The organism is Olsenella sp. kh2p3, assembly GCA_900119625.1.
GTDB lineage: Bacteria > Actinomycetota > Coriobacteriia > Coriobacteriales > Atopobiaceae > Tractidigestivibacter.
Map to the genome: position 1 here is coordinate 647,236 of FPKD01000001.1, position 21,838 is coordinate 669,073.

The 21,838-nt window shown below is 60.6% G+C and carries 16 protein-coding genes and 3 tRNA genes; 14 read left to right on the top strand and 5 right to left on the bottom strand.

Features of this window, described 5'->3' with window-relative positions:
• Positions 1 to 134: 134 nt before the first annotated feature.
• Positions 135 to 794 carry a hypothetical protein gene (locus BT122_RS02915; RefSeq protein ID WP_072354504.1) on the bottom strand — a complete coding sequence of 220 codons (660 nt, stop codon included), beginning with the start codon at positions 792 to 794 and terminating at the stop codon, positions 135 to 137.
• 202 nt (positions 795 to 996) lie between these two features.
• Between BT122_RS02915 and BT122_RS02920 the strand changes: the two genes are divergently transcribed.
• The 4 genes from BT122_RS02920 (at position 997) to BT122_RS02935 (ending at position 3,219) form a co-directional block, all read left to right on the top strand.
• A complete protein-coding gene (locus BT122_RS02920) occupies positions 997 to 1,713 on the top strand; it encodes a GNAT family N-acetyltransferase (protein ID WP_072354505.1) in 717 nt (238 codons plus the stop codon).
• Between the two features lie 46 nt (positions 1,714 to 1,759).
• The gene (gene gluQRS, locus BT122_RS02925; protein WP_286130288.1) at positions 1,760 to 2,752 is read left to right on the top strand and encodes a tRNA glutamyl-Q(34) synthetase GluQRS; all 993 of its coding nucleotides are present in this window, start codon (positions 1,760 to 1,762) and stop codon (positions 2,750 to 2,752) included.
• Positions 2,753 to 2,849: 97 nt separating this feature from the next.
• Positions 2,850 to 2,940 (top strand) — tRNA-Ser (locus tag BT122_RS02930).
• A gap of 202 nt (positions 2,941 to 3,142) precedes the next feature.
• A tRNA-Arg gene (locus tag BT122_RS02935) sits at positions 3,143 to 3,219 on the top strand.
• Between the two features lie 89 nt (positions 3,220 to 3,308).
• On the opposite strand, the gene BT122_RS02940 is transcribed toward BT122_RS02935, so the two are convergent.
• Positions 3,309 to 3,701: a hypothetical protein gene (locus BT122_RS02940; protein ID WP_072354507.1), complete on the bottom strand. Its 393-nt coding sequence runs from the start codon at positions 3,699 to 3,701 to the stop codon at positions 3,309 to 3,311.
• A gap of 187 nt (positions 3,702 to 3,888) precedes the next feature.
• Between BT122_RS02940 and BT122_RS02945 the strand changes: the two genes are divergently transcribed.
• Positions 3,889 to 4,842: a patatin-like phospholipase family protein gene (locus tag BT122_RS02945; protein WP_072354508.1), complete on the top strand. Its 954-nt coding sequence runs from the start codon at positions 3,889 to 3,891 to the stop codon at positions 4,840 to 4,842.
• A gap of 84 nt (positions 4,843 to 4,926) precedes the next feature.
• Here the strand turns inward: BT122_RS02945 and serS are convergent, their stop codons facing one another.
• Positions 4,927 to 6,213 (bottom strand): serine--tRNA ligase, encoded by a 1,287-nt coding sequence (serS, locus tag BT122_RS02950; RefSeq protein ID WP_072354509.1) that lies wholly within the window; start codon positions 6,211 to 6,213, stop codon positions 4,927 to 4,929.
• A 147-nt stretch (positions 6,214 to 6,360) separates the two neighbouring features.
• Between serS and BT122_RS02955 the strand changes: the two genes are divergently transcribed.
• Positions 6,361 to 6,561, top strand: a complete 201-nt coding sequence (locus tag BT122_RS02955) for a DUF6724 family protein (RefSeq protein WP_072354510.1) — start codon at positions 6,361 to 6,363, stop codon at positions 6,559 to 6,561.
• 318 nt (positions 6,562 to 6,879) lie between these two features.
• Here BT122_RS02955 and BT122_RS02960 read toward each other — a convergent pair.
• A tRNA-Leu gene (locus tag BT122_RS02960) sits at positions 6,880 to 6,966 on the bottom strand.
• 215 nt (positions 6,967 to 7,181) lie between these two features.
• Here BT122_RS02960 and BT122_RS02965 point away from each other — a divergent pair.
• The 8 genes from BT122_RS02965 (at position 7,182) to dcm (ending at position 20,002) form a co-directional block, all read left to right on the top strand.
• On the top strand, positions 7,182 to 8,969 hold the full coding sequence (locus BT122_RS02965) for a serine/threonine-protein kinase (protein ID WP_286130289.1): 1,788 nt from the start codon (positions 7,182 to 7,184) through the stop codon (positions 8,967 to 8,969).
• Positions 8,953 to 10,155 carry an FHA domain-containing protein gene (locus BT122_RS02970; protein WP_059052682.1) on the top strand — a complete coding sequence of 401 codons (1,203 nt, stop codon included), beginning with the start codon at positions 8,953 to 8,955 and terminating at the stop codon, positions 10,153 to 10,155. The genes BT122_RS02965 and BT122_RS02970 overlap by 17 nt, the downstream gene beginning before the upstream one ends.
• Positions 10,156 to 10,158: 3 nt before the next feature.
• On the top strand, positions 10,159 to 10,572 hold the full coding sequence (locus tag BT122_RS02975; protein ID WP_059052679.1) for an FHA domain-containing protein: 414 nt from the start codon (positions 10,159 to 10,161) through the stop codon (positions 10,570 to 10,572).
• Entirely contained in the window at positions 10,572 to 12,152 is a 1,581-nt protein-coding gene (locus tag BT122_RS02980) for a Stp1/IreP family PP2C-type Ser/Thr phosphatase (RefSeq protein ID WP_083432273.1), read from the top strand. The genes BT122_RS02975 and BT122_RS02980 overlap by 1 nt, the downstream gene beginning before the upstream one ends.
• Before the next feature lie 2 nt (positions 12,153 to 12,154).
• A complete protein-coding gene (locus BT122_RS02985) occupies positions 12,155 to 15,025 on the top strand; it encodes an FtsW/RodA/SpoVE family cell cycle protein (protein ID WP_072354511.1) in 2,871 nt (956 codons plus the stop codon).
• 89 nt (positions 15,026 to 15,114) lie between these two features.
• Positions 15,115 to 17,103 carry a Stk1 family PASTA domain-containing Ser/Thr kinase gene (gene pknB, locus BT122_RS02990; RefSeq protein ID WP_072354512.1) on the top strand — a complete coding sequence of 663 codons (1,989 nt, stop codon included), beginning with the start codon at positions 15,115 to 15,117 and terminating at the stop codon, positions 17,101 to 17,103.
• 184 nt (positions 17,104 to 17,287) lie between these two features.
• Positions 17,288 to 18,649 carry a Sau3AI family type II restriction endonuclease gene (locus BT122_RS02995; RefSeq protein WP_082667158.1) on the top strand — a complete coding sequence of 454 codons (1,362 nt, stop codon included), beginning with the start codon at positions 17,288 to 17,290 and terminating at the stop codon, positions 18,647 to 18,649.
• A 63-nt stretch (positions 18,650 to 18,712) separates the two neighbouring features.
• The gene (gene dcm, locus BT122_RS03000; protein WP_072354513.1) at positions 18,713 to 20,002 is read left to right on the top strand and encodes a DNA (cytosine-5-)-methyltransferase; all 1,290 of its coding nucleotides are present in this window, start codon (positions 18,713 to 18,715) and stop codon (positions 20,000 to 20,002) included.
• A 302-nt stretch (positions 20,003 to 20,304) separates the two neighbouring features.
• Here the strand turns inward: dcm and BT122_RS03005 are convergent, their stop codons facing one another.
• Positions 20,305 to 21,567, bottom strand: coding sequence for an AlbA family DNA-binding domain-containing protein (locus BT122_RS03005; RefSeq protein ID WP_072354514.1), 1,263 nt, complete (start codon positions 21,565 to 21,567; stop codon positions 20,305 to 20,307).
• Positions 21,568 to 21,838 lie beyond the last annotated feature (271 nt).

Genomic DNA, 21,838 nt, shown 5'->3' on the forward strand with positions numbered 1-21,838 from the left:
TCCTTGAACTGCGGCAACGCTTCGAATGACGGCGAAGCGAATGCAAGAAGGCCCTTGGAGAGCATAAGGAATTAGTTGCAATTTCTTACCGCTTACCGTCAAAACAAGACCGCCCACCGCTCTATCGCACGCTTTTACCGCTTATTCTTTTGGGCTGCCAATAGACGCTCGTATCCCTCGGCAAGCTTGGCCCCCCGAGGGCCGGCTGCATCGCTGGCGCACACAATGCCGTGCTCATCAGAAACAAGAAAGGCCTCGTCGTAGACAAGGGTGTTGTCGAGAAGTCCCTGGGCGATTCCCTGCTCGCGTGTTACGGTAATCCCAACCGTATTGGCGAGGTCACACACAAGCGTGACCGAGCCTGACGCGTCTTCTGCGGCACCCATGCCACAAACGAGGGTATCCCCGCGGGCAACCCAAAGGGTCTCGGGAGCCACGCCGGTCTCTTCGGCCTCTCGAGCAGACTCTATCGCCCGGTCTGCAAGGGTTGCCGCAGTTGGCGAATCGATTGGCTCGTAGGGACCAACGGTCATGGCCGCCTGGCCCTTTTCGTCCAGAACAATCATGAGGACGCCATCGGGATTGAGTGCGGAGCCATCGCGCAGCGTCCACTCGATGTGCTGCTTTGCCCAAGCAACCAACTGGGTGGAGACCGCCTGTCCGTTGACCACACGCTTCGAGAGCGCGCGGAGGTGGCGATTCTCCATGGGAAGTCCGCCAGAGGCCAGACGCCACCGGCACACAAGAACTGGACGCCCCAAAGTGAAGTCCTGCTCTGCCTTATTGTCGCTCATTGTTGCCACCCTCCCGGCGTGCGCTGGCATTGCCGAAACAGCTCTCTGACGTGTGGTTCCAAGGACTTCTCGCCCGGTGCACCCGCGGCGAGCGCCCAAGGCTCGCACCGAGCATGGTACCCAATGCACAGCTGGCGGTACTGTGAGAAGATGTGACGCTATATGCATGCAAGCTGCTAGATATATGAGAGGTGCAAGAATCATGGCGCGGCGTGACGAACGCACGTGTGACGAGAAAATCGAGCTGTCCGAGGAGCTAACGCTCGAAGAGCCAACGAAGGCGGCACTGGAGGCGGCAGCCAGGCTGGTTGGTAAGACCTGGTATCCAGACGAACCAGCTGCATGGCAGGGTGCCTGCGAGAAGGTTGAGCTTGCACATCATCTCGAGCACGCAACGTACGTACGCGCCGCAATGCTCAACGGGAGCTTTGCGGGAATCATTGCCGCCGCCCCCACCGAGGCGCACGAAGTCCGAGCAGCCGCAGACGTGAGCACCCTCTGGTATCGAGATCACCTTCGAAAGGTTGCTCCGTGGGCAATTGGGACCAGCGACGAAGCAGCCATTGGAGCGTCCCTAGCTCCGGTTACTGCCGAAATGGTCCTCACGCAGGAGTTTCTCAAGAAGCGTGATGCCCGTTCTGCCTGGGAAATCACACTTCTGGCGATTGATCCCGCATGCCAAGGCTACGGCATTGGGAAAGCCCTTCTCAAGGATGTGGTTGCCTACCTGCAAAGCCAGGAGGCGGCGGGCTTCTTCCTTGCAACCGACGACGGCTGTGACTTTGGCTTCTACGACCATCTTGGCCTCGAACGCATTGCTGCCAGAGAGACGCCAATCGCAGCGGAGGGCCTGGGAGAGCAACCATTCCACGTCTACCTCTACGGCGCACTGCTTGGAGACCCTTGCGATGTGCAATAGCGTCAAAACGGGAGCTCTCCCTCAGAACCCCACGGGGTTTTCTGGAGTGTCTGGCGCAACGCAGACAAACCAGCCGGTAGTTGGTCGCTTTGCGCCAACTCCCTCTGGACGCATGCACCTGGGAAACGTCTTCTCGGCCCTCATGGCATGGCTCTCGGCGAGGAGCGCAGGCGGTCGCATGATAATGCGAGTAGAGGACCTTGACCCTCGGGCTCAGGACCGCGCCGTAGCCGGCCTTCTTATGGACGACCTCGCTTGGCTTGGCCTTGACTGGGACGAGGGTCCCTACTTCCAAAGCGAGCGCGGGAATTTGTATGCCAAGGCGATCGCGCAGCTTTGCGAGCAGGGCCTCACCTATCCTTGCTTTTGCACGCGATCCGAGTTGCACGCGGCAACAGCGCCTCACGCTTCCGATGGTACCTACGTCTACCAGGGCACATGCAGGAACCTCTCCCCCAAAGAGATTGCCGAGAAGTCCAGGCTCCGGGCTCCCGCAACTCGGCTGCGCGTACCCAACGAGGACGACCCCGCCGGCACTGTCTCGTTTTGCGACATGGTCTATGGCCCCTGCTCGGAGGTTCTCGCGCGGGAATGTGGTGACTTCTTGGTGCGCAGAAGTGACGGGGTTGTTGCCTACCAGCTTGCGGTTGTGGTCGATGACGCCCTTATGGGGGTGACGCAGGTGGTGCGCGGACACGATCTGCTTGGGTCGGTCCCGCGCCAGATGTACCTCCAGCGAAAGCTTGGGTTTGCCTCCCCCTCCTACGCCCATGTTCCGCTCCTCGTAGACCCGGACGGGCGGCGCCTCTCCAAGCGCGACCACGACCTTGACCTTGGCGTTATTCGCGAGAATGGCTATTCTCCCCGCAAGGTGATTGGGTATCTTGCCTCCCTTGTGGGGCTTGCAGAGAAGGGCGAGGAAGTCTCGGCGGACGAACTTGTACCTCGATTCTCCTGGGATGCCCTTCGCGAGCATAGGGCCGATATCGTGATGGAACATGAGACGCTTCCTCCTTTTGCAGATGCCTCTCGCCCGTAGCCGCGGGACCGATAAAGAAAGTTGGGAACGCCCACATCTCGAAAACTGGGTTGTGACAAGCCCGCTTTGTGGGGTATCATGCTTGGGCACAACGTTCGGAGAGCTGACCGAGAGGCCGAAGGTGCTCGCCTGCTAAGCGAGTATTCCCTCCAAGGGAATCTGGGGTTCGAATCCCCAGCTCTCCGCCAGAGCATTAACGTACGAACTTGCCCGCTAGCAAGGGCGCTTAGTTACGACGTGAGCATATGGGGCCGGGGGCAGCGATGTTCTCGGCCCCTTCGTTTTGCCAACTCGCACAGCAGTACAGAGCAGTCCGCTTTGCGACAAAAATGTGTGCAAGAAAAAGTTCTTGACGTCCGTAAGCATTCGTGCCATATTATCTAACCGCACGCGCCGTTACCTCAGCTGGATAGAGGACCTGACTACGAATCAGGGCGTCATAGGTTCGAATCCTATACGGCGCACCACGAACTTGAGAGCCAGGCGAGAATTTCTCGCCTGGCTATTCTCTTATCCATGGCAATTGTGCTTGCCGCGCCTCTACACCACGTACCGCTTACGGCCTTTCAAAGCTAGGCCTATACGTTGCGCCCGTAGAGCCCAGCGACTGATACGCATATGGGACTCTCCGCAAATCGCAAAGATCCATTAGGTCGATTAGGGCATGCTCCCCGTCTTTGAAGTACGCGCGCAAGACAATGCCCGCCTTGTCGCCTGCAGCCCCATCCCCGAGTAGCTCCATAAGATCACCTATGACGCCCGGAGAGAAAATGGCCCTCAGCTTGTGCGCAGACTCACCATATGCAACGTTAGCGGAAGGACCGCTCACCTCCTCGCTTACCATGAGCGACCCATCTTCGGCATAACCATACTTGACCACCGTGACGTCATCAAACTGCTTCTTCCGAGAAATGACCTGCATTTCTCCGCTCTGCATGTTCTTAGCCATCCTTGACCCCTCCCCATTTGATTGCGTGTTGAAGCTAGTCTACTCTATTGACACAAGAATACAGAACATATGTTCTCATAATTCACTCACCGGTAATTCTCTTCGGCGAGCGGCATGCGAGGGATGTGGCGGAGAGGAATATCTCCGGGTACTTTAGAACTTAGTTGTCCGAGGGACGGAGGATGGGATGAGCAAGGTCGACGGAGTAGGCGTTGCGTTCTGCGGTGGCGGCTTCCGCTCGTATGCTGAGGTCGCTGTTGTCGAGGATCTGGCACGGGAGGGAATCAACATTGGCGCTGTTGCGGGCACATCGATGGGCTCCCTTGTCGCCGCCCTCGTGGGGGCGGGCCTCTCGCCCGAGCGCGTTGCAGAGCTGCTGGTTGAGTTGGACCGCCGGGTTGTCGAGACGGGCACCCTCAAGAACCTGCGTCTGCGCGTGATTAACATGGTGACCTCAAACGGCATCGTCGAATCCGAGAAGATGCAGGAGCTTGCTCGCGGCGTCCTTGGCGAGGCGGGCATCTATACCTTTGCAGACTTTATCATGCCGGTTGCCATGCCGGCCGTGGACATTGTCTCGGGCGAGCTCACCGTGTTCACAAACGACCCGGAGCTCTTCAAGAGCACGGGCGCTGGCTGGACCTGCATCTCGGGCGATGACCTTGACGTGGCAAGCTGCGCCTGCGCCTCGGCATCGTATCCTCTGGTCATTGCGCCAACCACCTATAGGGGCCACGTCTACATGGACGGAGGCTGCCGCATGAACCTCCCCACTCCACTCTTCGACCGCAGCTCGGTGGATGCGGTAGTGGGCGTGGGAATGATTCGCCAGCTCGAGCCCCTCAATGACCTCAAACCGCTTGCCATTGCCCAGAGGACCATGTCGTGTGGCGCAAACCAGCTCGACCGCCTGCACGCACAAGCTGCCGACATCTACGTCAACCTGCCCGTTTCCGGCGCAGACGCCTTCCAGGCGGGAACCGGCAAGCAGGTCATTGACGAGGCGCGAGAGATGCTTCGCGCCAATCCGGTTGACTGGAGCCCCGCACGGCCCAGCGCCTTCTCGGCCATGCGCCGCGCCGCCGTGGACGCCATTGCCAGCATGGTCCGTGGCTGGCAGAGCTCCCAGCAGAGCTCCTAGCCCAACAACGCATCCGCGCACAAAGAGGGGGTGCCGCCGCCAGGCGACACCCCCTCAATGAGACAAAGAGAAACTCCCTCTGTCTCATGCGAGAGGCTTGATGACCTCCATGTCGCGCATGTAGGGACGCAGAACCTCGGGCACCGTGATGGAGCCATCGGCGTTCTGGTAGTTCTCCATGATTGCGGCCATGGTGCGTCCAACGGCAAGGCCAGAGCCGTTGAGGGTGTGGACCAGGCGCGTACCCTTGAACTCCGCGGGGTCCTTGTAGCGGATGTTCGCGCGGCGTGCCTGGAAGTCCCAGCAGTTGGAGCAGGAGGAGATCTCCTTGTAGTTGTTGTAGCTGGGCAGCCAGACCTCGAGGTCGTAGCACTTGGTGGCCGAGAAGCCAATGTCACCGGTGCAGAGCGTGACCACGTGGTAGGGAAGGCCAAGGAGCTGCAGGCACCTCTCGGCCTCGGCGACCATGCTCTCGAGCTGGTTCATCGAGTCCTCGGGCTTGGCGAACTTGACCATCTCGACCTTGTCGAACTCGTGCACGCGAATGATGCCGCGCGTGTCTCGGCCGGCAGAGCCTGCCTCCTCGCGGAAGCAGGGCGTGAAGGCGGTGTACCAAAGTGGCAGCTTGTCACCGTCGAGAATCTCGTCCCTGTGGATGTTGGTGAGCATGACCTCGGCCGTGGGGATGAGGTACATGCCGCCGCTCACGTGGTAGAGATCCTCGTCGAACTTGGGCAGCTGGCCCGTGCCAAAGAGGGAGTCATAGTTGGTAATGACGGGCGGCCACCACTCGGTGAAGCCCGCCTTCACGTGCGTGTCAATGAAGAAGTTGATAAGCGCGCGCTCCATGAGGGCACCCGCGCCGCCAAGCAGGTAGAAGCGCGTGCCGGCAAGCTTGATGCCACGCTCGAAGTCGATCATGCCAGTGGAGGGGCCAAGGTCCCAGTGCGCCTTGGGCTCGAAGTCGAACTGCGTGGGCTCGCCCCAGCGACGGACCTCGGGGTTGTCGGAGTCATCGACGCCATACGGCACGGACTCATGCGGGATATTGGGGATGGCGGCAACCAGGTCAAACAGGTCCTTCTCGACCTTGGTGCGCTTGTCGTTAAGCTCGGCAATGCGGTCCTTGCTAGCCGCAACCTTGGCCTTTGCAGCCTCGGCCTCGTCCTTCTTGCCCTCGCGCATGAGCTGGCCCACCTGCTTGGAGATGGAATTGCGGTCCGCCTGCAGCTGCTCTACCTCAGCAATGACCGTGCGACGCTCCTCGTCAAGCTCGAAGAAGCGCTCGCGATCCCAATGCGCGTTCTGGCGAGAGGCGCAAGACTTGTCAACGAGGTCTGGATTCTCTCGCACGAACTTAATGTCGAGCATGTGTGAACTCCCTTGCGTATGTGCGACGATATGCCGCAGCGATGTCCGGCGCGCCAAAGCCGCAGCTGCGGCCCGACGGCGCTCCAAGTATATACTTGTGCGGTATCCGTTGGCCCCTTGCGGGCCCAAAGCCCGGGAGGCTTACGTATGGAGGACTTCTTCACCTGGCTTTTCACCGACAGGACCGGCGTGGTGTGCCTCGTGATTGGCGGCATGCTGGTATGCCTGCTCATCTCGTTTGTCCTTGAGCGCCGCACGCGCAAGCAGTACTACAACCACGAGAAGTCTGAGGACGACTGGGACCTCTTTGGCGATGACGACGATGAGGACGAGGACGCCAACAAGTAGAACACAAGGCTGAGAAGAACGTAGCGGCACCGGTGCAGCAAGCGACGGTGCCGCTTGTTGTGTGTACGAAACCCCCGCTCGGGCGCCATTTTGCCGCCCGAGTGCAGGTTTTAGCAGCAAGTTTGTACAAAAGGGGCTCTCCGGCGGCAATTTGTCTCCGGAAGGCGCGTTTTGGCAGCAGGTGCGTACAAAATCCTTGTTCCGGCGGCATTAATTCGCCTGAGTGCGCATTTCCGTGTTGCGCCGCGCGAGAGCAGCCAGGCAAGCGTAAAGAAGAGCGCCTCCGCTGGAACCCAGCGAAGGCGCTCTGGCAATTCATGGTGCGGGCGAAAGGACTTGAACCTTCATGAGATTGCTCTCATACGGACCTGAACCGTACGCGTCTGCCAATTCCGCCACGCCCGCGTGCTGGGATATATTACAGCATCCAGCGAAAAATGCCAACCGAAGTTTGGCAAAAGTCAAAGCTGAAAGGGCGTCGGGTTCAACCCCGAAAGGACATCTCAACAGTCAAGCGCCACATTCCTCCCGTGCCAGAAACTCCCACCAACCCGTTTAGGTAGAATGTCCTCATCACGGCCAGAAAAAACGAAGTCACAAACGCACAACGAGGAGTTGCCGTGGGCAGCACCAACCCCACACAGAGCGCCGTGCGGCCGGTCAAGCCCGGCTCGCGCGCCATCCCCGAGGAGACGCTCCTCGGGCGCTACCGTGTGCTCGCCCGGCGGGGCGCCGGTGGCTTTGGCACCGTATGCACCTGCTGGGACACACGCCTGCAGCGCAGGGTTGCCATCAAGCGCATTCCGCTGCTTGCCGCAGGGGACTCCACTGGCATCTCCGCCTCAACGGCGGACGAGGCGCTGGCCGAGGCGCGTACCGCCTGCCTTCTCGCCCACCCAAACATCGTGACGGTCTACGACTTTGAGACAGACGGTACCTACGCGTACCTGGTCATGGAGTACGTGGACGGCCTCAACCTTGCCGAGCTTCTTGCCCGCGTTGAGAACGGCGTCCTTACGCACGAGGAGTGCGCCCACGTGCTGCGTTCGGTTGCTGCCGCACTCACCTATGCCCACGAGAACGGCGTGCTCCACCTGGACATCAAGCCCACGAACATCATGATCGACCGTCAGGGCACCGTGAAGCTGGCGGACTTTGGCATGGCAACGCTCGCCTCGGCTGCCGGCTACGGCGGGGCGCGCGGCGGCACGGTTGGCTACATGCCGCCCGAGCAGATCCAGGGCCTTCTTGTAGACGAACGCACGGACGTGTTCTCCCTTGCCGTCGTGACCTGGCAGGCGCTTACGGGGAGAAGCCCGTTTGCCTCCGCTACGCCCAAGGGCTCGCTCGACGCAATAGTTCGTGGCCCCAAGCCGCCAATCTCCAAGCTTGATCCAAGCCTTGCCCCCGAGGCCGAGACCGCCCTGCTCCGCGCCCTGTCCCCCACTGCCGCCGAGCGGACCTCCTCCGTAAAGGAGTTTGCGCGGACCATGCTGCCCGAGCTTGGCGACGGCGCCGAGGGGGCAGAGTCCCTTCGCGAGCTGGTTGACCAGTCCGAGAACGACGACCCGTCCCTTGCCGCCACGCCATCCAGGCTGCCCGCGCACGTGCGGCTGCCCTGGTTGGCCCCGGCTCTCGAGCGTGCGGCCTCCGCAGTGTGCACGTTTTTTGCCATGCACACCATCCTGCCAGCCATCCCCGGCACGACAGACGCCTTTTCGCTGATAGGGGCCCTGGTCTCTGCTGCGGCGTGCGCCGCGTGGCCGCCCATAGGCTCTGCTATCGCAGGCGTTGCCCTCGTGGTGGCGCTTGCCACGGCACACGTTACGGCGTCGTCATTCCCGCTGGCGCTTGTGACCGCAGCAGGCCTTGCGGTGTGGTGGGTCACCTGCGGCCACACGGACCACGTTTCCACCGCAGCCCTGCTTGCCCCCGTCTGCCTCAACTCGCCCGCCGCGGGCGTTGCTCTAGCCGGCTACGGCATGGACCCTCTTCCCGCGGCTGCCACAGGTGCCGCAGGAGCACTTCTCTCGCTTCTCGCAGGGGCTGCCGCAGCAGGGGGCTTCTCGGCCCAAACAACCGTAGCAGCACTTGTCCCCATCCTCTCAAGCCCTGCAACATGGGCCATCGTGGCGGGGTGCGCAGCCTCGGCCCTTCTGGCATCTGCAATAGCCATGAGAGGAAGCGTTGCCTCGGGCATTGTGGGACAGGTTGTGGGTGCCGTCTCCATCACCTTGTTTTGGCTTCTCGCCTGCAGAGTGGAATCTAGCGGGTATTGGTTTGGCCAGATATTGGAGGGCTGTGGGCTTGCTGTATTCTTGAGTGTGTTTTTGTGTGTGGAAACCGTCCTGAGGGGTCCTCTGGACGAGGACCAGGAAGGCGAGGACTCAGATGAGCTTTCTCAGTGATTTTGAGGACCGAATAAGCTCGGTCTTCGAGTCTGCCCCACAGGGCTATGCGGAGCCATTCTCATTCAAGAAGCTTGCCAAGCACGCCGCCCGCAAGATGGAGAGCGAGACGTACCGCATAGATGGCGTGGACACCGCACCCGCTCTCTACACGGTGCTGGTCTCGGCCGAGGACGACTCCCTTATGCGCCCGCTGTACGAGCGCATTGACTACGAACTTGGCGAGTTCATCACCGAGTCCGCCAACAAGAAGGGCTATGCGTTGGTAGGCAGGCCACTCGTGCGCTTTATGGTTGACGAGTCCTTAAAGTCCGGCAAGTTCTACGTTGACGCCGAGAACGTCAACGAGCAGACGCTTGCGCGACTTCGCGAGGAGGAGCGCGCATTCCTAGGCGGCAACTCCAGCGTTGGAGGCGCAGCGGCAATTGGCAAGCCGCGTGGACGGCGAGGCGTGGGTCATCTCAACCCCATTCCGCAGCCCGTGGCGCCCATGCCTTCTCCACAGCCCATCCCCAGCGGCACCGATGCCGGCCTGGACGTAATGCCCATTGACTATGTCGAGCCCGCAGGCACCGTGATTCCCGCGATGGCCTCGCCTTCTTCGTCTACCCCCATGCCGGTGCCCTACGTTGACGCAAGCCCATCACAGGTTGTGCCTCCCGTTGCCGTGCCCGTTGTGACTCCAGCCGTTCCTGGCGGCCAGCCGGTTGTGCAACCCGTGGCACAGGCAGTCCAGGAGCAGGCCCAGGCCGTTATGGCCGCAACTCCGCAGCCCGGCAGCATCCCCGCGCCCACTCCGCAGCCGCAGGCTGCTAACCAGGCACCCACCCCTGTGCCAGACACCCGACGCCGCAGCGTCTCTGTGCCCGCAGCTCCTGCCCAGGCCGCAGCGCCCCATGCCGCAACCTGCATGCTCATCGACCGCCAGAGCGGCCGCACCTATGCCGCGCAGGCCCCCTCGTGCCTCATTGGGCGCGAGCGCTCGCAGTGCGGCATCTACCTGCGCGATCCCAACGTCTCCCGTCGCCACGCAGAACTCTCGTACGACGGCAGCAACTGGCACATCGTTGACCTCAACTCCACCAACGGCACGCTCGTCAACGATATCGACGTGGACGAGTGCGTCCTGCGCGACGGTGACCTCATTACCGTTGGCCTCGTGAACCTCGAGTTCAGGGAGAGCTAGGCCATGATCGACCTAATCCTCTTTGCCGGGCGAATCATCCTGGTAGTGCTTCTTTACGTGTTCCTCTTTGCCGCCATGCGCGCGGGCGTGGGCCTAGTGCGTGGACAGCGCAGGGACACCGCCATCTGGTGCGTGGACGTCGAGAAGGGCTCGCGTGCCATGCGTGGCCTGCATGTGGACGTGCTCGGCCCCGTGGTTGTGGGCCGCTCGCCCTCCTCTGACATCGTGATTGACGAGCCATACGTATCGGCAACGCACGCGCGCTTTACCATTCAGGGCCCCGCCCTGGTTCTAGAGGACCTTGGCTCCACCAACGGAACCATGGTCAACGGCCATGTCATCGACCAGCCCGTCACCCTTCGCGACGGTGACGAGGTGCAGGTTGGCGACACCGTCATGCGAGTGAGCCGCCAATAATGGCCGCCGAGGACCAACAGACACCGCTCAAGGACACGCCTCTCGAGGAGGTCGTGCCTGACGTCCCCCCAGCGGAGGCGGTGGGCAAGCATGCCGCCGCTGCCGACGAGGCCGTACACGCCGCCGTGGACCAGAGTGCGCCAGCCGGCGAAGAGGCCACTCCCGCCCCGCAGCCCAAGCATGCGGCGCCGGTTGAGCAGCCCGCGCCCTCCGCTCCAGAAGACACCCACGATGAGCCTGCGGCACCAGAGGACACAACCCAGCCGCAAGAGCCCGTCAACGCCCCCGGCCGCGCGACCATCCCCGTGGAGGGTCGCGCCGGAGCCGATGCCACCTGCGGGAAGAACGCGTTCATCTCCTGGGGCGCGCGCTCCGACGTGGGCCTGGTGAGAAGCCATAACGAGGACTCGTTCCTCATTCGCACGCCCTGCTTTGCGGTGTGCGACGGCATGGGAGGTCACGCGGCAGGCGAGGTTGCAAGCTCCATCGCCGTAGAGACCATTGGCGAGAAGGCCCCGGCAACCGCAGACGACACGCTCCTGGGCGCAGCAATCGAGGCAGCCAACCAGGCTGTCATCAAGGGCGCAGAGGAAGGCCGCGGCAAGCCCGGCATGGGCTGCACCGCCTCTGCCGCGCTCATTGACGGAAACCGCATGGCCATCGCCCACGTGGGCGATTCTCGCATCTACCTTTTGCACGCAGGCACTCTGGTGCGCGTGACGCGTGACCACTCCTACGTGGAGGAGCTTGTTGACGCTGGCCAGATAACCGCTGACGAGGCACGCGTGCACCCCTCGCGCTCCATCATCACGCGAGCCCTGGGCTCAGACCCGGACATGTACGCCGATCACTTCTCCATTGAGGTGTCCAACGGCGACCGCGTCATCCTCTGCTCGGACGGCCTCTCCAGCATGGTTCCCGACAGCGAGATAGAGTCGCTGGCGGTCTCGAGCGCCACGCCGCAGCAGGCAGCAAACAACCTGGTTTCCGCCGCGCTCACCGCCGGTGGCGCCGACAATATTACCGTCATTGTGGTGGACGTTCTCAACGACGGTGTGGCGGCTGCCGCGCGCAAGCACTCGATGGGGTTTGCCCTTCGCGTGGTAGTTGCCATGGTGCTCGTGGCCGTCGTGGTTTTTGGCGGCATCTTCGCCTTTGCAAAGAACGAGTGGTATCTGGGCGTAGACGGAGACACCGTAGGTATCTACCAGGGAATTGACGGCGAGGTTCTTGGCATTTCCCTCTCCAACCTGGTGCAGACCACAGCGGTTGAGGTAAGCGATCTGCCCGCAAACGTGGCCACACAGCTTGAGCACGGTGGCGTTCGCGTTGACAGCGAGCAAGAAGCCCTTTCTACCGTGGAGTCCTATCGCACGCAGATAGACGCCGAGAAGACCAAGGCAGCCGAGAAGGCCGCCGAGGTCACCGCCGAGGGCAACCCCACAGGCGAGGCGGCGCCGGCTGACGGAACGCAGACAACCGAGTCTGGCACAGATTCCGGCACGGACTCCGCAAACGGGGACACCGCGACAACAGCCGACACTACTGGGGATACGACGCAGACAAACGGGGGTGAGTAACCATGGCCAACGAGAGAATCCGCGGTGGCAACCGCAGAAACATGGAGCTGCTCTTCCTCTGCCTGGCAGCCGTGCCGGTAGTCCTGCTCTACGCCCTCTACATTGTCAACGACAACGTGGCGCTCTCCCTGAGTACGCTCGCCGTCCCCGTGGGGCTCTTCGTTGCGTTTGCCGTAGCTCACATAGCCGTGCGCATCCTTGCGCCAGATGCGGACCCGGTGATATTGCCCGTGGTATTTCTCCTCTCGGGCATTGGCATAGCCTTTGTCACGCGGCTTGCCCCAGACCTTGCCGAAAACCAGGTGATGTGGCTCTTCATCTCGGTCGCGGCAATGGTTGCGACGCTCTTCTTTGTGCGGAACCTCGACAAGCTTGCCGACTACAAGTACACGCTGGGCCTTGTCGGCGTGATCTTGCTCATTATCCCCATGATCATTGGTACCGAGAAGAACGGTAGCAAGCTCTGGCTTACGTTTGGCGGCTTCTCGTTCCAGCCGGGCGAGCTTGCCAAGATCCTCATCGTCCTCTTCTTGGCCTTCTACCTGGCATCCAACCGAGAGGCGCTCTCCGTCACCGCTCACCGCGTGGGACCCTTCCGCATTCCGCGCTTCCGCATGCTGCTCCCCCTCTTCATCATGTGGGGCATCAGCCTGCTCATTGTTATCTTTGAGCGCGACCTGGGCAGCGCCCTGCTCTTCTTCATGTACTTTGTGATCATGCTCTACGTGGCAACGGGTCGGTGGAGCTATGTCTTCATCGCCCTTGGCCTTTTGGTCATTGGCTTTTTCTTCTGCTACAACTTCTTCTCGCACGTAAAGATTCGCGTGGACATCTGGCTTGACCCCTGGTCAGATGCGCAGGACAGCGGCTACCAGATCGTGCAGTCGCTCTACTCCATCGCCGACGGCGACCTAGTGGGCACGGGCATCGGCAAGGGCCTGCCCACCCTCATCCCCTTTGTTGAGAGCGACTTCCTCTTCTCGGCCATTGCCGAGGAGATGGGCCTTCTGGGAGCAAGCGCGGTCATCATTCTCTACATGCTCTTCTGCGTGCGCGGCTTTGCCACGGCGGCCCGCGCCAAGTCCGATTCCTCTGCCTTTGCCGCGGTAGGCCTTACCACGGTCATTGGCTTCCAGGCGTTCCTCATCATTGCTGGTGTCACCAAACTGTTGCCCCTCACGGGCGTGACGCTACCCTTCATGAGCCAGGGCGGCAGCTCGCTGCTCTCGAGCTTCATCATTGTTGGCCTGCTCCTGCGTGCGGGCGACGAGGGTACTGGCCGAGAAGCGCAGCTTGTGGCCAGCACACCCGAGAACGGCAACGGGCACGTCTCGCTGCTGGGCGCCCAGGCCTCCGCCTTTGTGCACGGGTCGCACGCCCGTGGTCGCTTTGAGGTGCAGGGCGATGAATCTGGCGTCCTTGGGCGCGTCGCCCTGGGCAAGCGACTCACTGCGCTTATCACCGCCTTTGCAGTTCTCTTTGCGGCGCTTATCGCCAACCTCACCTACCTGCAGGTGATTCACGCCAGCACCATCCAGAACATGCCGTCCAACAACCACACCATTGCCAAGAGCGCCTACGTACAGCGTGGTGCCATCATCACCTCCGACGGTGTCACGCTGGCAGAGAGCCTGCACCAGGAGGACGGCACCTACCTGCGCTCCTATCCGCAGGGGTCGCTGGCCGCTCACACCGTTGGCTACATCTCGACGCGTTACGGCTCTGCCGGCATTGAGTCCACCATGAACGAGACGCTTACGGGCAGCTCCAACTACTCCGACTGGAGAAGCGCGCTCTACTCACTCGCGGGCGTCCAGGAACCGGGCAATACCGTGGCACTCACCATCAACTCCCAGATGCAGCGCGCGGCCGAGTCTGCCCTCGAGGGCTACACGGGCGCCGTGGTTGTGCTTGACCCGTCCACGGGAGCCGTTCTCGCCAAGGCAAGCGCACCAACGTACTCCTATGACCAGCTGGATAGCATCATGAGCACCAGCGGTTCGGGCTCTCAGCTGCTCGACCGCACCACGCAGGCGCTCTACTCGCCAGGCTCTACCTTCAAGGCGGTCACGCTCTCTGCCGCGCTCGACACCGGTACCACCACGCTCGACACCGTCTACGACGCTGAGCCGTCGCTCACCATTGGCGGCGCCGAGGTGAGCAACTACGGCTACAACGACTACGGCACCCCCACGCTGAAGGAGGCCTTTGCCCTCTCGTCCAACACGGTCTTTGGTCAGGTGGGCGTCCAGGTTGGAGCCTCCAACCTGGTGAAGTACGCCGACGCCTTTGGCTATGGCACCAATGTGGGCCAGGACTTCAACACGCTGGTGTCGCTCATGCCAGAGCCTTCCGAGATGACCGAGTGGGAGACCGCATGGGCGGCCTGCGGCCAGCCCGTGGGCCAGCACGCAAGCCCCGCCGGACCGCAGGTAACCGTGATGCAGAACGCCATGGTTGCGCAGGCAATCGCCAATGGCGGCGTGGTCATGAACCCGTACGTGGTAGACCACGTGCTCTCGCCGGAGGGTGCTGTTATCTCTACCACGCAGCCCAAGTCCTTGGGACAGGCAATCTCCGCCGACACTGCCTCACAGGTCAAGGAGGCCATGCTGGGCGTTGTTGACCACGGCACCGGAACCAGGGCCAAGGTCCAGGGCGTCCAGGTTGCCGGCAAGACTGGCACCGCCCAAATCGAGGACGGCAAGATCAACTCGTTCTTCATCGGCTTCGCGCCGTACGACAACCCCACGCTCGTCATCTCCGTTGCCATCGAGGGAGAAGATGGCGCCGACGTCGAGGGGTACGCTGCCGCAGTGGCGGGGCAGGTCCTTGCGAGCTGCCTCAACATTCAGGCACTTGGCGCAAGCTGATGAAGATAGGCTTTACGAACGCGAACCGCAGAGCACTCTAAACGTAGACACAAGACGCGGTGTTGCCGCTTGGGTGATAGGAGAGGCAGATGGCAGACAGGGTCCTTGGTGGAAGGTACCAGGTCCTCGACAAGGTGGGAACGGGAGGCATGGCCACGGTGTACCGTGGCATGGATCAGGTCCTGGGGAGGACCGTCGCCATCAAGACGATGCTGCCCCAGTACGCAACCGACCCCTCGTTTGCAGCGCGCTTCAAGCAGGAGGCGCAGGCAGCGGCTGCGCTCAACAGCCCATATATTGTCTCGGTATATGACTGGGGCAAGGACGGCGATACCTACTACATCATCATGGAGTACCTGCGCGGAACCGACCTCAAGAGCGGCATCCGCAAGCACGGCGCGCTCGACTGCAAGAAGGTCGCGCAGATTGGCTCGCAGATAGCCCAGGCACTCTCCGTGGCCCACAACCATGACATCATTCACCGAGACATCAAGCCGCAGAACATCATGGTGCAGCCCGATGGCAACATCAAGGTGATGGACTTTGGCATTGCCCGCGCCAAGAACAGCCACCTCACTACCGACAACTCCGTGCTGGGCACGGCGCACTACGTATCGCCCGAGCAGACCCAGGGCAAGCCCCTCGGCCCCACCACCGACCTCTACTCTCTTGGCATCGTGATGTACGAGGCCGCTACCGGTCGCGTTCCGTTTGATGGCGACAACGCCGTGACCGTGGCCATGAAGCAGGTCACCGAGCAGCCCGTGCCGCCCAGCCAAATCAACCCCAACGTGGACCCGCAGCTTGAGGCCATCATTCTCAAGTGCATGCAGAAGGACCCCAAGGACCGCTTCCAGACGGCTGACGAGCTCTACCACACGCTTCACGATTACCTTGCCGGCCGTATGCAGGCGGTCAACAACGCAACGGCAATGCTGCCCGCAGCGGCAACCACGCCCCTGGCCGCTCGCGGAAGCAACGCCACGCAGAGCATGCCGCGCATGCAGGCCACCGGCAGGATGCGCCCCCAGTCTGCTACCGAGCAGGCTGCCCAAGAAGAGGAGGAGCGCCAGAAGAAGCAGCGGCGCAACCGAGTGCTTGCTGTCATTGGCGCAATAGCGGGCATTGCGCTTGTGGTGTTTCTCGTTGTGAGCGTACTTGGGTCTGGATCAAAGGCATACTCGGTGCCCAACCTCCTGGGCCTTACGCAGGATGAGGCCGCGGCAATGCTCGACTCTGACGGTCATGGCTTCGAGATAGGCGAAGTGACCGAGCAGTACTCCTCTACCGTCGAGGAGGGCAAGATCATCGAGCAGACGCCCGGTGCCGGACGAACGGCAACGGAGGGCTCGAAGATTGACATCGTGGTCTCGAAGGGAGAAGAGCCGGCAGCTTCGGTCACGGTGCCAGACCTCACCAACTGCACACCCTCCGAGGCACAGGACCTTCTCAACAAATACGGGCTTAAGGGCCAGGCGGGGGATTCTGTCTACAACGCCGACGTTGAGGTTGGCCACGTAGCGGAGCAGGAGCCCGCAGCCGGTACCTCGGCCAAGGCCGGAGACACCATTACCTATCACCTCTCGCAGGGTGCTGAGCAGGTCTCCGTTCCCAATGTTGTGGGTGACTCCCAGTCCGACGCAACAAGCGCGCTCAAGAGCGACGGCTTTAGCGTGAACGTGGTGCAGTCCTCCTCGTCCAGCGTCGAGAAGGGCTACGTGATTAGCTCCAACCCGTCTGCCGGCACGAGCGCCGACAAGGGCAGCACGGTGACCATTACGGTGTCCACGGGCCCGGCGTCCGTCTCGGTGCCCAACGTTGTGGGCTATGACGAGTCCTCGGCCGAGACCGCGCTCAAGAATGCAGGCTTTGGCGTCTCGGTGACTACCGAGACGAGCAGCACCGTTGCGAAGGGCAAGGTCATCTCGCAGTCTGCTACCTCGGCGACCTCGGGGTCGACCATCACGATTGTGGTGTCGAGCGGCTCTGGCTCGAGCAGCAATAACACGACGGGCAACGAGGGCAACACCTCGGGCGGAGATCACTCGGGTAGTAGCGGCACTTCAGGCGATCACTAGTACCACCGGTTGACAGCCGGCAAGCGAGAGTTGCGAGCCTCCGGTCTGCAGGATGCGGACCGGAGGCTTTGCTGTGATGTAGGGGAGACGGGCGAGTCACAGCTCGTCTGGGTTATAGCGGTAAGCTGGTCTTGCAACACCACCCGTAAACAGCATCGATGCTTCGCGCCTGCCGGAGGCGACCGTGGATAAGAGCCATCTTCCCTATGACCCAACCAAGATTCACTCAATAGTTGAATACGCAGAGACCCTTGTTGGGCACACGCTTCGCGAAAAGACTGACGCACCAGCGCTTCAAAGCCCGAAGCGACGGCGCGGATCATTTGGCAATGCATTGGAAGAGTACTTCTTCGAATACAAGCCAAACAGCGACTCCATGCCAGACTTTCCTAAGGCAGGACTCGAACTCAAGTCAACACCAGTAAAACGGACAAGAAAGGGAGAGCTCGTAGCGAAGGAACGCCTCGTCCTCATGAAGATTAACTACATGACCGTGGTGCACGAGACATTTGAAACGAGCCATCTCGTTAAGAAGGCATCTAAGATACTTCTTGTCTCCTACGTTTGGGAGAAGGACTCCGACCCGCTTGATTACAAGGTAGAGATGGCAGAGCTATGGGGCCTTCCAAAAGAAGACATGCCCCAGTTCAAAATTGATTGGGAGACGGTAGTAAACAAGATTCGCGCCGGCCACGCGGAGGATATCTCGGGCTCTGATACCCTCTACCTCGAGGCATGCACTAAAGCCGCCAATTCGACAGAACGAACCAAGCAACCATACTCTAGTGTTCCCGCCAAACCACGGGCTTGGGCACTGAAAGCATCCTACATGACCGCCGCAGAAAACAGGCTACGCCAAAATAGACAAGCAATCAGGCGCATGCGGGGAGAAGATAGCCTTGGTCTTCTCGACCTTGTACACAGGCGTTTTGTTCCGTACTTCGGAATGACCGAAGAAGATTTGTGCAGAAAATTCTGTGTCACAAGGCCCGGAAAGCGACTTCCCAAGAACGCCTGCGCACTTGTAACCAAATCAATCCTCGGTGTAGAAGAAAACGCTGAGATAGACGAGTTTGCAAAAGCGGGCATCCAGCCCAAGACCATACGTCTAAATAAGAGCGGTCGTCCAAAGGAGGACATCTCCTTTCCTGCATTTGACTACTTTGAACTCGAAAAGACACCCTTTGAGAGCTCTAGATTCTATGGTTACCTCCAACAAATGTGGCTTCTCGTTATTTACCGCGAGAGCTCCGATGGAGCTTACAGACTCTCTGACGTAACACTCTGGCAGATGCCCGAGAAGGACATCCCCGAGGCACGGCGCTGCTATGAACAGATGCGCAATAACGTAAGGGAGGGGCATGCTGAAATCTCGGTAAGAGCCACCGAGAATCGTTGCTGTCATGTACGGCCCCATGCACGAGATGGACACGATACTCGACCTCAACCCCATGGCGCACCAGTCGTAAAGAAGTGCTTTTGGCTCAATGCGTCATACATGAAAACGGAGATTGAGATGGCCATAGCTACACACAGCCACAATTAACAACACCGAGATCGGCTATCATGATCGCCTAGGAATTAGTCCACAGACAGCGAACGGAGAAACGTGGACGAAGAGATTAAGGTAGCCGAGCTCTTTGCTGGAGTCGGCGGATTCAGGCTCGGCCTCGAAGGCTATTGCGACGACGCCAAGGGCTGGAACCTGCCTTCCGCGGGCCCATACAGAACTGTATGGGCAAACCAATGGGAGCCCGGCTCTGATAAAAGGCAGTTTGCCGCCCGTTGCTACGAGGCCCGCTTTGGGAAGGGTTCCCTAGTAAATGAGGATATTGCCGCTGTCCTTGACGAATACGATGCTGGTCAGCGAGCCATCCCCGATGTCGACATTGTGGTTGGTGGCTTTCCCTGCCAAGACTATTCAGTTGCTCGTCCTCTCTCTCATGCCGATGGCATTGAAGGCAAGAAGGGCGTCCTCTGGTGGTCCATCTACCGCTTTTTGCGAATCCAACTTGCCAAATCGCCTGATAATGCGCACTGGTGCTTGTTCGAGAACGTTGACCGACTTCTCAAGAGTCCAGCGAAACAGCGAGGGAGAGATTTTGCTGTCATTCTCTCCTGCCTCGCTTCGCTTGGCTATTCGGTGGAGTGGAGGGTCGTTAACAGTGCCGAATACGGCTTTCCTCAGCGTAGGAAACGCGTCTACATTCTTGCTGAACGCAATGTGCAGTGGGACCTCAAGGAGAGGCTCCTCCATGGTGCAATGGCAAGCGCCTTTCCCATGGAGGCGCCAGAGGCAGTTAGCTATGTCGACATCCCAGCTGACCCCTATGTTGTCTCCCAATCTTTCAACGTAGGCGGAAAACTCTCACCTTTCTTGGATGCGGGCGTAATGGTTGGAAGCAAGGTGATTACTTGCAAGGCGCTGGAGGCCTATAACGGGCCTCGAGAGACTCTAGGAGACGTTCTTATCCCCGAAGTGAACGTACCCGAGGAGTTCTTCGTTCCTGAGTCGCAGCGGGAGAAGTGGGAGTACCTCAAAGGCTCAAAAAAGGAGAAGCGAACCAATAAGGCCACGGGTTTCGAATACAGTTATTCCGAAGGTGCCATGTCCTTCCCGGATCCAACGGATAGACCTTCTCGAACCATTCTTACGGGTGAGGGCGGCCGTGGCGCGTCACGCTTCAAGCATGTTGTGCAGTGTGCGGATGGACGACTTCGCCGACTAGTTCCAGACGAGCTAGACCAGCTCCAATGTTTTCCAAAGGGTTGGACGGACACGGGAATGACCGATGGGCAGCGCGCGTTTTGCATGGGCAACGCACTTGTTGTTGGCATCCCCCACCTTATTGGTCTTGAAGTTGCAAAGGAATTCTCTTCTAAAAAGGGCAGCGAATAGCGGGCGGCTTCAATTCATGTTGTGCTGCTACGCAAGGAACTACGCACGGCAAGGAGCGAGGCGAGCAAAAGCCCAGTTGTCTATGAGGCCGGCACTCGACCGTGCGTAGTTCTCATTCAGGCCTTTTTCCGGCAAGTGAGCTAGTCGTGCTTCACCCAGAAGCTTCCTAGATTGCGGGGTAGCAAGTTCCACAATTGCAAGGTTTGTTGCTCCACAGTTGTAAGGTACGTGGGTTCGACGCTGTGCCAACCAAGGCAGCCACGCAGGCAGTGCTGGGCGCAAAGCCGTCTTGGGTCTCTCCCCTACCGTTCCCCGCTGGTGCTGAGTAGGGCGTTCACCAGCTCCACGTCATCGGGATCGGGAGAGCCAAGCGGTAGGCCACATGCCTCGAAGAAGTGGCTGCCCGCAAACTGACGCGCGCGGAACGTCTCGTGCGCACCATCGTCGAGGTAGCGAACGCGCGAGATGCAGTCAGTGGTCGCGCAGTAGAGGGCGCCATGCCGAGCCGCGTAGCCAAGGTACGTCTCGTTTGCCGACCAAAGGGTTACGCCAGCCATGTGCTCAAGCTCGTATGCCACCGCAAACTCCCGCCAAGAGAGGCCGCGCAGCCGCACGTAGCGATCGAGTAGCGACGCCATTCTCGTCACGCGGCGCAGCGTGGCAGTAGCGTCCATCAGACGCGCATCCGACCGCGGCGAGAAGAGCGTGCGCTCCGCGAGAGATTGCAGAGCTTGTTCGCGCTCTTCTCCCGTGACCATAACCGCAGGTACCGAGAGCTTCATTGACTCGTTGGGAAAGAGCTCGATTGCCGAATGCGCAACGACCGTCTCGTCTCGCTGAGAAGTTCTAAACACCAGGCTGTCGTGCGCGTGTTGGATGCGGCAGCCAATCCCGTAGCAATCGAAGGCTGCGCGCATTGCAGCGGCACCCTCGTTGATGCTTGCGCGGGAATTGACCTCCTCGGCCTCTGGACCGAGCCTAAAGAGGTAGAGGTCAAAGAGGGCAACGGGGTCTGCCGCGTCATCTGCCATGGGATAGTAGACCGTCCGGCGGCAGAAGCGGCGCACGTCCAGGCGTCGGCTTGTCGCGCGATCGTAGAGGTCTACCAGCGCGGTTCCGTCGGCCGGCCCTGAGGTTGAGCCCTCGCGTATCTCGACGATACCGTCAGCAACGTATGGCGGGAAATCCCCCTCGTCAATGCGAACCAGAATTACGCCGCAATTGTCATCCGATGGGTCCGCTAGGAAGCGAACCTCAAAGTGCGGTGCTGGCGAGACGTGACGGCGACAGAGCTCGCCTATCACCTGACTAACGTCTGCGGTGCCTCGAGGGACGGGCATGACCTCGCGGGAGTCATCCGCAATGCCAATCACCAGCCAGCCGCCTCGCGAGTTCGAGAACGACGCCACAATCTTGGGAATCTTCCTGCGCACGCTGGGACCAAAGGTCTGCTTGAACTCCAGGGCAAAGCCTTCCTCAAGATCCGAGAGTTGGGCAAGGTCCTCCCAGGTCACATCGCCGATCGCTTTGGGTCGACCTTGCTCGTCGCGAAACGGGCTAAACATGGTTCCCCCCTCACCAGCGGTTGTGGGGTAACGGCACTGTGATGGTTTGAGTGTAGCGCTCATGCGGTACCAGCCGTAGGGAGGCGCATGACGCCGAAGGGGGAATTGCGCGCCCACGCTCTCCTGCGGAAACTCGCCCTCCGGCGAGAAAACGGCGCCGGAGAGAGCACTATCGAAGCAATCACGTAAAAACGGCCCTTCGGGCGGCAAAATCTCGCGCGAAGGGCAATTCTTGCAAGTAAGAAGTGGCGATTCCAGCAGGCGCGCTTCT